15 protein-coding genes are annotated in these 15,928 nt (G+C 51.4%); all 15 read left to right on the plus strand.

The window, feature by feature from the left end:
• Nucleotides 1-20: 20 nt before the first annotated feature.
• Complete coding sequence (locus tag E1N14_RS04240; RefSeq protein ID WP_062793998.1) at nt 21-824, plus strand: hypothetical protein; 804 nt, start codon at nt 21-23, stop codon at nt 822-824.
• Between the two features lie 100 nt (nt 825-924).
• Nucleotides 925-1,713: a hypothetical protein gene (locus E1N14_RS04245; protein ID WP_025012160.1), complete on the plus strand. Its 789-nt coding sequence runs from the start codon at nt 925-927 to the stop codon at nt 1,711-1,713.
• 26 nt (nt 1,714-1,739) lie between these two features.
• On the plus strand, nt 1,740-2,531 hold the full coding sequence (locus E1N14_RS04250; RefSeq protein ID WP_062793999.1) for a hypothetical protein: 792 nt from the start codon (nt 1,740-1,742) through the stop codon (nt 2,529-2,531).
• Nucleotides 2,532-2,798: 267 nt separating this feature from the next.
• Entirely contained in the window at nt 2,799-3,434 is a 636-nt protein-coding gene (locus E1N14_RS04255) for a hypothetical protein (RefSeq protein ID WP_152134863.1), read from the plus strand.
• Between the two features lie 96 nt (nt 3,435-3,530).
• Entirely contained in the window at nt 3,531-4,619 is a 1,089-nt protein-coding gene (locus E1N14_RS04260; protein WP_025012153.1) for a hypothetical protein, read from the plus strand.
• Nucleotides 4,620-4,964: 345 nt separating this feature from the next.
• Nucleotides 4,965-5,483, plus strand: a complete 519-nt coding sequence (locus tag E1N14_RS04265) for an Hcp family type VI secretion system effector (protein ID WP_025890191.1) — start codon at nt 4,965-4,967, stop codon at nt 5,481-5,483.
• A gap of 320 nt (nt 5,484-5,803) precedes the next feature.
• On the plus strand, nt 5,804-8,482 hold the full coding sequence (locus E1N14_RS04270) for a type VI secretion system Vgr family protein (protein ID WP_208155360.1): 2,679 nt from the start codon (nt 5,804-5,806) through the stop codon (nt 8,480-8,482).
• Entirely contained in the window at nt 8,482-9,039 is a 558-nt protein-coding gene (locus E1N14_RS04275; protein ID WP_025009957.1) for a hypothetical protein, read from the plus strand. Before E1N14_RS04270 ends, E1N14_RS04275 begins: the two co-directional genes overlap by 1 nt.
• Nucleotides 9,040-9,084: 45 nt before the next feature.
• Nucleotides 9,085-9,948 carry a DUF4123 domain-containing protein gene (locus E1N14_RS04280; RefSeq protein ID WP_152134864.1) on the plus strand — a complete coding sequence of 288 codons (864 nt, stop codon included), beginning with the start codon at nt 9,085-9,087 and terminating at the stop codon, nt 9,946-9,948.
• A complete protein-coding gene (locus E1N14_RS04285; protein ID WP_062793973.1) occupies nt 9,945-12,026 on the plus strand; it encodes a phospholipase effector Tle1 domain-containing protein in 2,082 nt (693 codons plus the stop codon). Before E1N14_RS04280 ends, E1N14_RS04285 begins: the two co-directional genes overlap by 4 nt.
• Nucleotide 12,027: 1 nt before the next feature.
• Nucleotides 12,028-13,137, plus strand: coding sequence for a DUF2931 family protein (locus E1N14_RS04290; RefSeq protein WP_062793972.1), 1,110 nt, complete (start codon nt 12,028-12,030; stop codon nt 13,135-13,137).
• 22 nt (nt 13,138-13,159) lie between these two features.
• Nucleotides 13,160-13,444, plus strand: coding sequence for a type VI secretion system PAAR protein (locus E1N14_RS04295; RefSeq protein ID WP_025009962.1), 285 nt, complete (start codon nt 13,160-13,162; stop codon nt 13,442-13,444).
• 100 nt (nt 13,445-13,544) lie between these two features.
• Entirely contained in the window at nt 13,545-14,126 is a 582-nt protein-coding gene (locus E1N14_RS04300) for a hypothetical protein (RefSeq protein WP_025009963.1), read from the plus strand.
• A 91-nt stretch (nt 14,127-14,217) separates the two neighbouring features.
• Nucleotides 14,218-14,805 carry a hypothetical protein gene (locus E1N14_RS04305; RefSeq protein WP_025009964.1) on the plus strand — a complete coding sequence of 196 codons (588 nt, stop codon included), beginning with the start codon at nt 14,218-14,220 and terminating at the stop codon, nt 14,803-14,805.
• A 3-nt stretch (nt 14,806-14,808) separates the two neighbouring features.
• Entirely contained in the window at nt 14,809-15,891 is a 1,083-nt protein-coding gene (locus tag E1N14_RS04310) for a rhomboid family intramembrane serine protease (protein ID WP_025886895.1), read from the plus strand.
• Nucleotides 15,892-15,928 lie beyond the last annotated feature (37 nt).

The raw sequence follows: 15,928 nt of genomic DNA on the forward strand, positions 1-15,928 counted from the left end.
CTAGTAGCAAGGAGAATTGAGTGGGACAAGGGAATAAAAAGAGTCAACTGGTCGACAGGCCAGATTATATTCAGTATAGTCAGGACGGCTTGGAAAGAGGCTGGTTTACCCAAGCCGATATTACCAAGCTTGAAGACGAACCGGCCATCTTTCAGTGGACTATGCCAAGGGCTTTTTTTCATCGGTTTAGTGGTTCGGCATCGATTTTAATGATCTGGGGGATTTTCGCGGGTATCCCTATGTTGTTTTTTTCATTGATAAATCTAGCATCAGAAAATCCACAACCTGATGATTGGAATTCAGTTATTGGTATTGGCGTTTTCCTTTCTTCGATTTTATTGATAATTTATTATTTCACTCGGCTTCAATATCACCATGTAGCATATAAGATCACCGAGTCGGGTTTTTTAAGGGATGAGGTTAAACTCTGTCCAAGGTGGGGGTATCGCGCCATCAACCCGGAAGGTTTGATGTGGGTTCTGCGAGTTATGACTCTTATCCTTGTACCGATAGCTCTGGTTATACACCCATTTTTATTGGTGGGTGTCGGCGGTCTGGCATTATTGAGCTTTAAAAAGGTAGAGCCTTCTGAGCCTGAAAAGGCCCACTATATTCCAAACTTATGGCATAAATCTGGAGTTGCGAATGAGAAAAAGTTGAGCATAGTTAATCTAAACCCACGAAGAAGAATTATTGATATCACAAGTGCAGATCTTACGAAAGGTGGCGCAATATTTTGCACCAAAAAAAATTATGAGGAAGTTAAAGCATTTGTGTTGAAGAAATTACCTGAGGCTAAGGTGATTGAAGATAAGTCGATTTGAGTTATTACTTAAATTAAGTTGGACGAATGATGAGCTAATTGGCAAAAAGACCCAACTACATTCAGTATAGCCATAATCGATTTTTTAATAGGGTAATAGTTTGAGTCTGTTAATTAAGCGCCCAGATTACATTGAGTACTACCCTTACGTTGAAGAGGGCGCTTTCCCACAGGCAGATATTGATAAACTGGAGCAGGAACCGGCATTGTTTCAATGGACTATGGCACGGACTTTTTTTTGGAAGGATTCCCCATTAGTACATCATTTGAAAGCTGTTGGTCTCTTATGTGGTATACCTGTGGGTTTCTTCCTGTTTATTGGTATAGTTGGCGATAAGGGCGTTGACTATGAATTAATCGAGTCCTTGTTTGTTCTGTTCATGTTTATGTTTTCTATACTGTTATTTTTCTATAACATAACCAGAAGCCAATATCACAGTGTGGCCTATAAAATCACTGAGTCCGGTATTCTAAGGGATAAAGTGAAAACTTACCCTAAGTGGCGCTATAAAAATGAAGTGCCGGAGTCATTTCTCTTTGTCTTAAGAGGCGTCGCACTCTTGGTGATCCCTATCGCCTTGATGGTCAATCCATTGCTGTTGGCTGGGGCGGGAGGGTTAGCCTTGCTAAGTTTTTACCCATTCCCCAAGGGCGAGCCTGAATACGCTCATTACATTCCAGTATTCTGGCATCAGAAAGGTTTAGAGGCTGCTAGCGAGTTAAGTATAATTAATATTTGTGATAGCCGAAGAATTATTCATGTCAGGAGCAAAGATTGGTCTAATGGAGCAGCGATATTATGCACGAAAGAGAATTATAATGATGTGAAAGAATTTGTTTTAGGAAAGTTGCCAAAGGCAAAAATAGTTCAAGAAGAATTATCCATTTAAAGTGAATTTTCAATTGATTTGGACGAATGATGAGCCAATTAGTAAAAAGACCAAACTATATCCAGTATAGCAAGTATGGTCTCGAGAATGGGCTTTTCACACAAGCTGATATTGCCAAGCTTGAAGATGAACCCGCAATCTTTCAGTGGACTATGCCAAGGGCTTTTTTTCATCGATTTAGTGGTTTGGCATCGATTTTAATGATTTGGGGGATTTTCGCAGGTATCCCTATGTTGTTTTTTTCATTGATAAATCTAGCATCAGAAAATCCACAACCTGATGATTGGAATTCAGTTATCGGTATTGGCGTTTTCCTTTCTTCGATTTTATTGATAATTTATTATTTCACTCGGCTTCAATATCACCATGTAGCATATAAGATCACCGAATCGGGCTTTTTAAGGGATGAGGTTAAACTGTGTCCAAGGTGGGGTTATGGCGCCATTAACCCGGAAGTTTTGATGTGGGTTCTGAGAGTTATGACTCTTATCCTTGTGCCGATAGCTCTGGTTATACACCCATTTTTATTGGTGGGTGTCGGCGGCCTGGCGTTATTGAGTTTTAAAAAGGTAGAGCCTTCTGAACCTGAAAAGGCTCACTATATTCCAATTTTTTGGCACGAGAATGGAATTTCTGATGAAGAAAGACTGAGTATAATTAATCTTAGTCCGCGAAGACGCATTATTCATGTCAGAAGTTTAAATTGGCGTAATGGCGGTGCGATATTTTGCACCAAAGAAAACTATGAGGAAGTTAAAGCGTTTGTACTGAAGAAGTTACCAGAGGCCAAGGTGGTTAAAGAGGAGTTGTCGATTTGAGTTATTACTTAAATTAAGTTGGACGAATGATGAGCCAATTAGTAAAAAGACCCAACTACATTCAGCATAGTCATAAGCGATTGGTATTAGAGATTTTTAATAGGGTAATGGTTTGAGTCTGTTAATTAAGCGGCCAGATTATATTAAGTATTATCCTTATGTTGAGGAGGGGGATTTCCCGCAAGCAGAAATTGATAAACTGGAGCAGGAACCGGCACTTTTTCAGTGGACTATGCCGCGAGCTTTTTTTGGAAGGACTCCCCATTAGTGCATCACTTGAAAGTGTTAGGGGTCTTTTGTGGGATTCCTGGGGGCATTTTTCTTTTTGGTAACTTGATGAGCAGTACACCTCCTAGTTATGAATCACTGAAAGCCGTATTTATGATGGTTGCTCTCATGTTTTCAATGGTTATGTTTTTGTATTATGTCTCCAGGAGTCAATACCACAGCGTGGCTTATAAAATCACTGAGTCCGGTATTCTAAGGGACGAAGTAAAAATCTACCCCAGATGGCGTTATAAAAATGAGGTGCCGGAGTCATTTCTCTTTATCTTAAGAGGCATCGCACTCTTGGTGATCCCTATCGCCTTGATGGTCAATCCATTGCTGTTGGCTGGGGCGGGAGGGTTAGCCTTGTTAAGTTTCTATCCCTTTCCCAATGGTGAACCTGAATATGCTCATTACATTCCAGTATTCTGGCATGAGAAAGGCTTAGAGGCTGCTAGCCAATTAAGTATAATTAATATTTGTGAAAGTCGTAGGATAATAGATATATACAGCAAAGATCTTAGTCGAGGTGCGATCGTATTCTGTACAGAAGAAAATTTTGACCAAGTAAAACAATTGATGATAAATAAACTTCCTGAAGCTAAGGTGCTCAATGAACCACTCGAAATTTACTGATGTGAGATTTTTCTTGTGGTTGTTTTGAGTGCCTTCCTTGAACGGTAATCCTCCTATTTTCCATTCGAAAGTGCGTCAATAGGCAAAGAGTCAATTATGAGCCAAACATCAGCCAGCTTAGATCTTAATGCCACTCCCCCTTATGCGGGGGAGCTGCGCCCCTTTCCCCTAGGCGAGGCGCTGTTTTTCTCCCCCAAACCCCTGCCTTCGGCCATGGACTCATCGGCACTTGGTCCCTCGGGCGAGGTACTGGAAATCAATGATGTCTATATGGACATAGGCGGAGCCAGTCATGGCAAGGCCTTTCAGGTGCAGTTGTATACAGGCTGTATAAGCTTTTTTCTTTTTGTGCAAATAGCTACCAGCTTGTTGATAGCGCGTAGGGATTACATTATCTATGACGGGCAGGCTTCGTTATGGCATTACTTTGTTGAATCTGTGATTGAGGGGTTACCATTCACCATTATTATGTCATCAGCAGCCCTCTGTTTAGGCGGCTATGCCATCATCAGCACATCGCTGAAAGCCGCCCGCCAGCGGCCGCTGAGGTTTAACCGCCAGCGGCGTGAGGTGTGCTACTACCCCGAGGGCAGCAAGCAGCCGCAGTTTATTCCCTGGGAGGAGGTGGTGTCCTGGGTCGCCATGCATAAGGGCGCCACCGGCACCAATGTGATGACTAACGTCACTTTTGGGATGGCCTTGCCCCATGGCGACAACTACTGGGTGCTTACCCGGCCGGTTGCCACAGTGGCCTCGGCGCAGCTCTCCTGGGAGACTATGCGCTGTTATATGGATGAAGCACCGGAATATTGGGCCTCAGCGGCGCAACCGGAAGATAGACACAGCTTTGATGAGCATCGCAAGTTGCTGCACGAACACTTTAAGATAGGGCCGAAAAACCTGTTTTGGATGGAGTGGGGTCTGCACAGTACTTCCTATGCGGGCATGGTATGGTTTTATCTGGTGAATGTGTTTTGCCTGTGGAAGTTTCCCTATTGGGTATCAGAGTGGACCCAAAACCTTGCCACCTTTAAACCCACCGAAGCACTGGAGGCCTGGTCTCAGCCGTTGCCTGAAAGTGAATGGGCCCAGCCCAGCGCTGAGCTGGTTCGCTTAAAAGCGGAAATCACCGCGCACTACCAAGCCGGAGGCTCTCTGGGGGATTTTGTCAAACCAGCCGCCTAGGGCTATGACGACGAGCTAATTTACCCCAGAGCTATCCCAAATTGTAAAAGTGAACGCCACCAGGGCTTATTCACACCTTCTCTAAGACTTTTACAGGAATGCTCTTAAAGCCAGTCGACTTCCGCTTATTCCTTGGGACATTCCTTCAGGCCACTCTTTCGGGCAACTCTCTTCGGGCAAAAACTTGCCCGGCGAGCAAAAAATTGCCTGGGTTTGGGCAAGAAATTGCCCGGAGAGTGGGGGTTGGTTTGGATGTTGTTGTAAAACAGCAGCTTACGATTTGGCATGCTTCTGGCATTGGGTGATGAGGTTTTATCACTCATTCAACAGTAAAAGGAATTAACCATGCCAACACCATGTTATATCTCCATCGAAGGTCAAACCCAGGGCAACATCACCGCAGGCGCGTTTACGGCCGAGTCAGTGGGCGACATCTTTGTGGAAGGTCATGAAGACGAGATGCTGGTTCAGGAATTCAACCATGTGGTGACAGTGCCGACCGACCCACAGTCAGGTATGCCTTCGGGTCAACGGGTGCACAAGCCGTTCAAGTTCACCGTGGCGCTGAACAAGGCGGTGCCTTTGATGTACAACTCGCTGTCATCCGGTGAGAAGCTGAACAAGGTTGAACTGAAGTGGTACCGCACCTCTATCGAGGGCAAGCAGGAGCACTTCTTCACCACCAAGCTTGAAGGTGCGACGATAGTGGACATCAACTGCCACATGCCACACTGCCAGGACCCGAACAAGGCGGATTTCACCCAATTGGTTGAGGTGTCAATGGCCTATCGCAAGATAGACTGGGACCACGTAAGTGCCGGTACTTCAGGTGCAGATGACTGGCGCAAGCCCATCGAAGCCTGATAGTGTGTGTCAGCCACCGCCTTGCGGTGGCTGTTTGCCATTGGGGTGTTTTCTGGCGGGGACGTCAACTGACAGTGTAAACGGTTGATGGAGAGCCAGAGAGCAGGCCAATGGCTTTTGGTGCCATTCGGCTAAACGGACATTCAACAGACATTCGAGTCAATCGCATTTAAACCAAGAGCATTTAAACCAAGAGCAAAAGGGCACTCAGCGAGCGGAGCTCAACGCCTTCCCCTAAAACAAGGGAAGCCGGGCTCAGACAGCAAGAGCTCAGACAGCAAGAGTACCGCGAAAGGACAGGGACAATAAGGACAGCGAAGATGAGTCATCAAGGGAGCGGCATGCGTTTTGGATTCAAGGCGGGCAGTTTGGCAGAGGATAGCCTGTCGGTGCTGTCGTTTAAGCTGAAAGAATCGGTGTCGAGTCCTTATGTGGTTGAGCTTGAGTTGCTGAGTCGCCGGGACGATATCAAGGCGAGCGACTTGGTTGACCAGAGCGGGGTACTGAGCTGGTGGCAGGACGGCGAATGCCAGCGAGAACTGCACGGCATAGTAAGCCGCTTTGGCCGCGGCGATAGCGGCCATAGACAGACCCGCTACCGGCTGAGACTGGAGCCGGCCCTGAGCCGCCTGCAGCTGCGGCACAACAGCCGCATCTTCCAGGAAAAGAGCCTGACCGACATCATCGCGGTGCTGTTCGGCGAAATGGGCATTACCGACTACGCCTTTCGCTGTGACCCGCGCCATGAAAGCCGCAAACGGGAATACTGCGTGCAGTATGGCGAGAGCGACTTTGACTTCTTCGAACGCCTGACCCGCGAAGCGGGACTGTTCTACTACTTCGAGCACAGCAGCGACAAACATACCCTGGTGCTGTGCGATGCACTGGACAAACTGAGCCTGAGCCCCCACAGCTACCCTTACAACGCCCTGGCGGGAGGACGCGCCGAGCAGGCGAGTGTCCGCAGCGCCGAATACCGCCACAGTCGGGCCGAGAGTGGTGCCACCCTCAAGGACTACAGCTTCCGCAAACCGGCCTACAGCTTCCTGCAACCGAGCACAGAGGATGCAGACTGGCAACAGAGCGGCTATGAACACTTCGACTACCCGGGGCGCTACAAGGACGATGCCGACGGCAAACTGTTCAGCAAGGTGCGCCTGGCGGGACTGAGACGGGAGAGCGAACAGCTGCTGCTCAAGAGTGACCAACTGCAGGCGTTGAGCGGGCAGAAGTTTGCCCTGAGCGAACACCCGGATGCGAGCCTTAACCGCGAATGGGTGATAGTAGGGGTCAGCCACACAGGCGAGCAGGGCAATGCGGCGGAAGAGGACAACAGCAGCCGCGGCACGACTTACAGTAACGAGATAGTGGCGGTGCCATCCTCCATGCAATGGCAAGCGGAGCCGAAGACCAAACCACAGATGGCGGGGCCGCAGATAGCGACCGTGGTGGGGCCGAAGGATGAAGAGATATTTTGTGACGAATACGGCCGGGTGAAGGTGCAATTCCCCTGGGACAGATATGCCAGGGGGGACGAGCACGGCAGTTGTTGGATACGGGTCAGCCAGGGCTGGGCCGGTGGTCAGTATGGCTTTATGGCACTGCCGCGGATAGGGCATGAAGTGATAGTGTCGTTTTTGGACGGCGACCCGGACCAACCCATCATCACCGGCCGGGCCTTCCATGCAGTGAACCAGGTGCCTTACGCGCTGCCGGCCCACAAGACCCGCACGGTGCTGAAGACCCAGAGCCACAAGGGCGAGGGCAGCAACGAGCTGAGGTTTGAGGATGAAGCGGGGGAAGAGGAGATTTACCTGCACGCGCAGAAAGACCTGAACCTACTGACCGAGAATGACAGACACGAGCATATCAAGCACGACAACCACCTGGATGTGGACAATGAAAGGCGCAGCCGCATTGGCGGCAACGAGCACCTGACGGTGTTGGGCGAGTCCCGCCAGCAGGTAACCGGCGACAAGAGCCTGATAGTGGATGGCAGCCAACAGATCAAGGTTGCAGACAAATACCTGCTGCAGGCCGGGCCGGAAATTCAACTGAAAGCCGGTGCCAAGATAGTGATCGAGTCCGGTGCCGAAGTAACGCTTAAGGCCGGTGGCAGTTTTGTCAAGGTCGATCCGGCCGGGGTGCATCTTTCCGGCCCAGGGATCAACCTCAACTCAGGGGGCAGCCCAGGCAGTGCCAGTGGTTTCAGCGGTTTGGCACCTGTGTTACCCGGCGCGGTTGAACAGGCAATATTGCCTCAGGGGGGAAGTGTTCCCCTATCTGCGCTGTTGGTTGCCGAGGAGTTCGCCGCGCCTGCGGTGCAGGTGTGCCCGCTGACCGAAGAGGAGGTTCAATCTCAGCCTCAAGCTCAGGCGCAAAGCGCTGCTGAGACTTCAGCTGAAGCCGATACGGCAGAAACAGCAGACACTGCGGCCAGTGGCGGAGCGGCTTCTGCAGTGGCGCCCGGCGCCGCAGATAGTCAACAAGCTGAGACCCAGCCACAGACAGAAGAAACTGAAGCCGAGCGTTTTCGCCGTGAAGTGATCCGGCCAACGCTGGCAAAACTCGATGTGGTCGATGAAGATGCCGAAATTCTATTGCTGGGGACGGCTGCTCATGAGAGCCATCTGACCATGAGAGATCAGATGGGTAACGGACCCGCCAAGGGGCTGTACCAGATGGAACCGGCGACCCACAATGATATCTGGGACAACTTCCTGAAGTATAAGTCGAAATTGGCGAAGAAGGTTTCGGCACTGCAAGGCTCGGATGACAGACTATCCGAGCTGCGCAACAATGATGAATACGCCACCGCCATGGCTTACGTGCACTATGCCAGAGCCAGATTCAGAACCGGAGAGGCCTTCCCTGATGGTCAGGATATCAAGGCGGTAGCCAAATATTGGAAGCAATACTACAACACTGTGCTTGGCAAAGGCACAGTGGAGAAATTTGAACAGGACTGGTGGCGTATCACCGGTAAGGCAGACAAATAATGAGGCAGTTGGTATTAGCTTGGGTGTTGCTGTGTTGCGGTGCGATTCCGGCTTGGGCAACAACAGCAGAAAACGGTTTTTCCCAGAAGTCAGCGGAGGCGAGTTTAACGTTTGAGTTGCAGACTATCGCCAGAGTGGATGTCTCCGCCCTCTGGTTTGCCGATAGCGAAGGCGATCGCATGCCCACCGCGGAGCTTTATCTGACGCAATATAATCGCCAGGGTTATCCGCGGATCATCGACGGTTTCACAGGCCATACCCCCCAATTGCAAGCGGTTGATCTCGACGGAGATGGACAAGTTGAGATTCTGCTTAGATACAAGGCAGGCGGGCATCAGACCCTGATGAATGTTTATCGGCTCGAGGGCAATCTGCTGCGGCGACTGCCTTCCGATGACTTGGTATCGGATAGAGATGGAATAGAACTGCAGTACACATCCGCCGGAGAGCCAAGGATCAGAGTCATCAGCAGCAGAGATACAAATGCGGATAAGGCTTTGCTGGTTACCACAGATTACCGCTTGCAAGATGGCAAGCTGGTTGAAGCCAAGGATTGATTGCTGCCGGAGTCGCCGCGCGGCTTTGGTTATCAAGGAGTGGAAATGTTTGTGCAACGGAATGACACCCTGAGTGAATTAGGCTATTGGCTGCTTAATTCCCTGGCCAATGAAAAGCTGCTGCCCGCTTATTATCAACAGGGCGGCGTGGATGCCGTGCCTTTGTTTCAGGGCACCTTGCTCGAGTCCCATAAGGATAAGGGGCCATGGTTGGTGCCGGCACGGCCGGAATTGTTGCAGCAAGCGCCATTTGCCGATTGCCCTATTCTGGCGCTGGAGAGTCATTTGCCCAGGCCGCAACTGCTTGCCCACTTGAAGAGTCTGTTGCTGGCGGCATGTGATGGTGAGCGAGTGGTATTCCGCTTCTATGACCCCAGAGTGCTGCAACCTATGCTGCCGCGCTTGAGCCAAGTTGAGTTGGGGGCTTTTCTGGGGCCGATAACCCGTTTGAGCTTTGTCGGCAAGCCGCTGCCAAGCGGCAACAGCGACGACCCTATGGATGAGGCGCAGCATCTTGATCCCGCCAGCCTCGTTAAGGCCCAGCATAGCAGCATTGTAGTGCAGCACCCGGGCGAGCCCGGTTATACCGAGCATGCGGATATCTGGTGGCAGATGAAACCCGAGCATCTGGCCGGACAAAGTGACATCCAGCGCCATATCTATATTGTTGAGCGCCAGTTATGGCGAGAGTTGCATCCCTTGATGAGTCAGCAACCCAAGCGGCGGGAGATCATTAAGGCGGCGATTCTTCGGGGTCGTGAACAAGGGGTGGATGAAGAGGATATCCCTGTGTTTGCTGCCGCGCGTCTGGGGCGCAGTGTCAGCTATCCGATGCCGGCGATCGCCCAAGGAATGAGATTGAATCAACAGGACTTTTTGAATTTGGCTAAATGGATGGAGCATGCATGAGTCAGCACACTATCCCCTGTGAAACCTTAACCGACTGGATTGAAATCGACTTTCGTGATGAAAGCAATCAGCCCTTATCTGGGTTAACAGCCACTGTTACCGATGCCGCCGGCAACAGTCGACAGCTCAAGTTGACGGGGGGGCCGCAACTGATCACCTGCTTGGCGCCGGGGGCGGTGACGCTGACTTTTGATACCGACAGCTGGCTCAAGGCTGTGATGTCCAGGCGTCCCCTGAATGCTGCCGAAACCTCCGCCGTGCCTGAATATGTTAAGGCGGCCAAGGGCTTCAACAATACGGTTAAACAGCATTTGCAGGCAACGGTTGGTGATTTTTGGCAACAGCCGCCTACAGCAGCCGTGGCCGAGCGCCATCAAGCCGGGAAAGGCAAGAGTGGTGCGATAGAGCTGCTCAGCCGCAACGCCTATGTGGTGGAGATCCAGGCATTCAAATGGTTAACCGTGCGTATGGGGCTGTTTTTCGATGGCACAGCCAACAACACCTATAACGTTGATTGGGGCCGGCAACAGCAGGAGCGGGCGGCGCATTACTGTATGAACCGCTTCTCGGTGGAGTCACAGGAGCAGGCCCTTGAACTGGCGGCTCAGTGTCAGGCACCCATGCCCAAGGCGATGGAGAATCTCAGTGCCACCAATGAATACACCAATGTGCAGAAACTTGAGTGGCTTTACGCCAATCAACTCTATGGCGCGGGCCTTTTGCAGTTTGGCTTGTATGTCAAAGGGATAGGTACGTCTCTGGAAGAGCCGGCTAACGGTATAGATGATGATGATGCCTTTGCCGGGGTGGCAGCCGGACGCGGGGATAACGGTGTTGAGTCTCGGGTGGAGCAGGCATTGAATGATGTCTGTCAGAACAAGCTCAAGTCGCAGTGGGGCCGCCTTGCCAACCAGTATGATGGCGTAGGTAAGTTTGAGTTTGATCTCTTTGGTTTCAGTCGTGGTGCAGCGGCGGCACGTCATTGCGCCAACATGGTGCTCAGGGAAAAAGATAACCTGTTCCAGGCCGCGCTGGCGAAGCATTGCAGCGATGTACCGCTGCGCTCGGATATGGACTGGCAAAACAATGAGCATTGTCAGATCCACTTCGTCGGTATTTACGATACCGTCGCCGCAATTGCGACCCTGTGGGACGGCATAGATCCCCATGATGAACATAATGGGGATGTGAAGCTCTGGCTGGATCCCAAGCGGGTGAAGAAGGTGGTGCATCTCACTGCCAATCCAAGGGATGAGTTCAGGTATAACTTCTCGCTCAATAGCCTCAACAACGCCTCTCGAAACCCAACGGCCCCCTTCTTTGAGGCTGTATTGCCCGGGGCACACTCGGATCTTGGCGGTGGCTACTATTCACGCCAGTTTTTCGATGGCAAGGTGCAGTCCTACAACCCGCTGTTTACCGAGACCAAGCTGGTTGCCGCCTATCACAGCCGCTTGCCGAAAAACGCCGTCAGCAGCAATAGCCCGGTGGCCTTTGGTCAAGGGGACGATCCGGCATTGACCGCCAAGGTGATGGCCTCAGATGCAGGTAAAAAGGTGCTGCGGGAAATCGATCGTTTGGTCACCATGAACTGGTGTCAGACCTCGGACTTGAGTATCGATTATGTGGTCAGGCCTGTATTGCAGGGCAACAAGAACAGGGAGCCGGAAGAGAGGGTAACGGTGAAGCTGACCATGACGCGGATTGTTGAAGGGGATCTGTCACGCCTGTATCTAAGATTGATGGCCGGTTTGGCCAAGTTCAGCGGTGTGAACTTTGATGATGGTGCCTTCGAGCAGAAATGGAGTTCGGACAGCAGCTACAAGGTGGAAGATCTCAACAGTCACTTTAACCTGCTTGGCCGTTCATTCGCCGCTATTTGCGAAGAGGTATTGCAGCAGGCGACGCAGGGGCAACTGCACCCGCTGCTTGGCGATGAATCTTTCAGGCGGGCACTGAGGCCACACTTTATTCACCACAGCGCCGATGTGGTATCGGTCGCCGGTGGTTTCATCGTGCCTTATATCCCCAACGACGGCAATGCTCGCGCCGTGCACCCGGCCGTAAAAGGGAAATAGTATGCCTATGGGGTTTGCCACAGTACTTCGCCTGTTGTTATTGCTGATGAGCGGCTTTCTGTTTGCCTGCTCGGGAGGCAGCATGAGCGCCAGAGCCGCATCTCAGAGCGAAGGTATTCCCTGGGATATAGAGATAGTGGCGCCTTTTTATTATGAAGTCATGCCCATGGGCAATCCTGTGCCGACTGTCTATGGCCTCAACAGTAAGCAGGACTGGACTTCGGTGCATACCGGCTTTCGGCGGATCCCGGACCTCAAGACCCATAAGGCCAATGCCTCCGGCGGGCTGGATCCCTGGACACTGGATTTTTGTTTCAACTGCATCAGCAGTTTTTATAACGCCGATGCCTATGTTCAGCCGCCGGAAGAGATATTTATCCGCTATCTGGCGCTCACTGAAGAGCGGGTCTATGAACTGAGTTTCCGCTTGCCTGATGAGTTGCAGCGGCAGATGTTGGCCGCGGCAACCGGCGATAATGACAGTGGTAAAGCTTGTCAAACCGGCATTTTATTTGGCTTGTTGCCGGGCGGCGAAGCCAAGGTGTGGCTCGCGGTTTGCGGCCGTTATCAGTACCTGCGTCAGGCCCAGGCTCAGTTTGGCCCCATGACACTCGATACAAGCGACAGGGATTATCGCCAGTATATGCTGGCCATTGAAGGGCAGAGGCGCAAAAATGCCGCATCCGCAGAGCCTTTGCTGCCTGTCCGCCCTGAGAGGCTGGAGTCGATGCGCCAAAGTGGCCCGGGAATGGAGCAAGAACCGGCGTTGGTGAGCGATAGCCGCTGCTGGGCCGATAAGCCCGAGCGCCCCTTGAGCCCACAAACGCCGCTTAGTCGGCAGCAACAACGCTGGCTCAGCCGTTTATGGCTCGATGCCAAGCCGCTGCTGGATAGCAGTGAACTCTATTACAGCTTGCCGCAGGCGGTAACTCTGGCCTGGGAGGAAGCCGCCGCCAAGGGCCTGAGTCCAAGAGAGTCTGAATTATGGGTGCTGGCCAGAGTGGCTGCATCATCGAGCGGCGAGTTGGCACCCTTGGCAGCCAGGCTGCAGTTGACAGATACAGAGCTTGCCAGGGTGCAGCAATGGGCAGATGAATTTTGCGGACGTTAATCAAGGTATTAAGGAGTCAGTTATGGGTAATGCCGTTAAGTTGGGCGATATAGGGACAGATCATGATGGGTTTCCACCCACGCCGGTGACTTCGGCCTCTTCCACGGTCAAGGTGGATGGTATTCCGCTGGCACGTCAGGGCGATTCATTGGCCCCCCACGACAAGCCCAAACATCCGCCGCACCCTCGTACCATTGCCGCGGGTTCGGGCAGTGTTTTTATCGATGGGACACCCGCCGCCAGAACCGGCGATGCGGTTGACTGCGGCGGTACTCTGGTGGGCGGTGGCACTGTGAATATTGGTTGAGATCTGAGCGGTAAAAATGGCCCATGGGACTGGCTCGTTGCAGTGGCCTTCTGTATGATGGCGGCCTTGAAAATTCAGTCAGTTCCACAGAGGTATCGAAATGGAAGTCAATCAAGAGCAGAGCCAGCGTCGCGGCGCCAAAAAGATCAGATTTGATAATCAGGAGTTGGTAAAAACCAGCTTTTGGGTCAGCCAAATTTTTATGATTATCGCCACTGTTGCCGGGGTTTATTTGGCGGCGCAGGAAGGTCTGTCACAGGCGATTAAGTTTGATAGCCTGACCAATATGCAGAACAACTATCATCTGCAACATTCTCTCTATGAAGAGCTGAAAGACAATGTCACTGTAATGACAGAGTATGCTGAGCGAATAGAGAAAGAAAAACCTTATAATATCAAAGAATATCATCCAGTTATGGCGGACTTTGTCTGGCAAAACATGAAGTATTCTGCCTACACCCTGGAAACCCCCAGCGATATCCTCTCCGGTGCCCGTCGTTTCTACATGGGCTCTGAAGATATTGTCGGCAAAATTGAACGTAAGTTCTATGGCCCAAGCTTTGGTACCAAACAACTGAGAGTGCTGATTGAAGAGGTCGAAACCAAGACCTTGCCCAAGTTGGAGCAGAGCTATAAGAAGATGGCCGACGAACTGAAACGTGCCGGTATGGATGTAAACTGACAACTCCGGTTGTTGCTTGGGAATCGGCCGACGGATAACTGAGTTTCCCGGACTCACAATGACAGGTTAAATACCATCATTGGGAGTTGCTATGGAAAGGAAATCTGAGCCGGTATCAAACGGCCGTAAAATTCATTTTGACAATAGTGAGCTGGTGAAAACCAGCTTCTGGGTGAGCCAGCTGTTGATGGTGCTGGCAACGGTTTTGGGCGTTTATCTGGCGGCGCAGCAGGGGCTGTCACAGGCGATTAAGTTTGATTCTCTGGTCAATACCCAGAACAACTATCATCTACAACGTGCCTTGTATGACGAAGTGCGGGATAACTTGCAGACGCTGGAAGCCTATATGGCGGACATAGATAAACTCAGACCGCTGGACTTGCGGTCATTGCATCCCCAGCTTAGCGATTTTGTCTGGCAAAACATGTATTACTCGGCCAATGCACTGGAAACACCGGCTGAGATCCTGACCGCTATCCGCAGGTTCAGAATTGAATCTGCCCAGCTGATTGAAAAAATGGAAAAGCAAGAGTTGAGCCGCGGTGTCGGTACAACCAAGTTAAGAGCCTTGGTAGGGAAGATTTCGGCCGATACTCTGCCTAAGCTGCAACTGAGTTTCCAGCGTATGGAGCTTGAGTTGCAGCGTAGTGGCATGGATGTGAATATCACAGAGGAATAATCCATGAGTTTAAAATGTCCCGGGTGTCACAGCGAGTCGATGCGCACCTTTGAGCTTTACGGTGAGCAGGTGGACAGCTGCAATCAATGTGAAGGCATCTGGTTTGACAACGGCGAGCTTAACGGTGCGCTGTCAACAGCCGACAATGGCAACGATCATGTGCGCATCGAGGAGTCGCTGGGGCCGCACCTCGGGCTTTCCAAGCGCCAGTGTATGCACTGTGAAGAACAGATGCACAGATACCATCTGATGGACGGCTATCAGATAGAGCTGGATGTCTGCCACAGTTGCAGTGGGGTTTGGGTCGACAAGGATGAAAGGGATAAGGTGGTGCAATCCCCAAGGCTGCAAGGGCTACTGGCCGAGCTGAATGGCAAGATCAGTGTGAAGACCTGGCTGTTTCAGTTTTTGTCGCAAATGCCGGTGGAGTTTAATCTCAAAACCCGTTCACAACCCGCCATCACCTACCTGCTGCTGGCACTCAATATCATGATCTTTGCCGCTTATGGCACAGACTTGGACATAGCTGACACCGTATTTGCCAACTTTGCCCTGCGGGCCGATGAGGTGTTGCACGGCAGCCATGTATGGACCCTGTTCAGCCATATGTTCCTTCACGGCGACTGGATCCACCTGGCGGGCAATATGTACTTCCTCTATGTGGTTGGCGACAATCTGGAAGACGCCTTGGGACGCATGAGATTCCTTGGGCTTTATCTGCTTTGTGGCCTGGCGGCTGCGGCGGTGCAGATTATTGCCGATCCCGGCTCCAATATCCCTATGGTGGGTGCCAGTGGCGCCATTGCCGGCCTGTTCGGCATGTATCTATTGTGGTTCCGTCATGCCAGCCTGACCTTTATGTTTGTTATCTACCAGAAGAAGCTGTCGCCTATGGCTTTCTTTGCCATCTGGCTGGTATTCAACGTGGTTGGTTTGATGATGGCCGGTGAAGGCGTGGCTTACTGGGCTCATATCGGTGGCTTTGCCATGGGACTTATCCTGGGGTTTGGCCTCAAATCCAGAGTGATGCAGCAAAATCCCTTGCTGGCGATGCTTAATGAGCCAGAGGTGAAGATCCGTCGCTGAGTTTCAGTTAGGTTCGTAGGTAAGGTGCGAATAAGCC

Source organism: Shewanella algae (genome assembly GCF_009183365.2).
GTDB classification, from domain to species: domain Bacteria; phylum Pseudomonadota; class Gammaproteobacteria; order Enterobacterales; family Shewanellaceae; genus Shewanella; species Shewanella algae.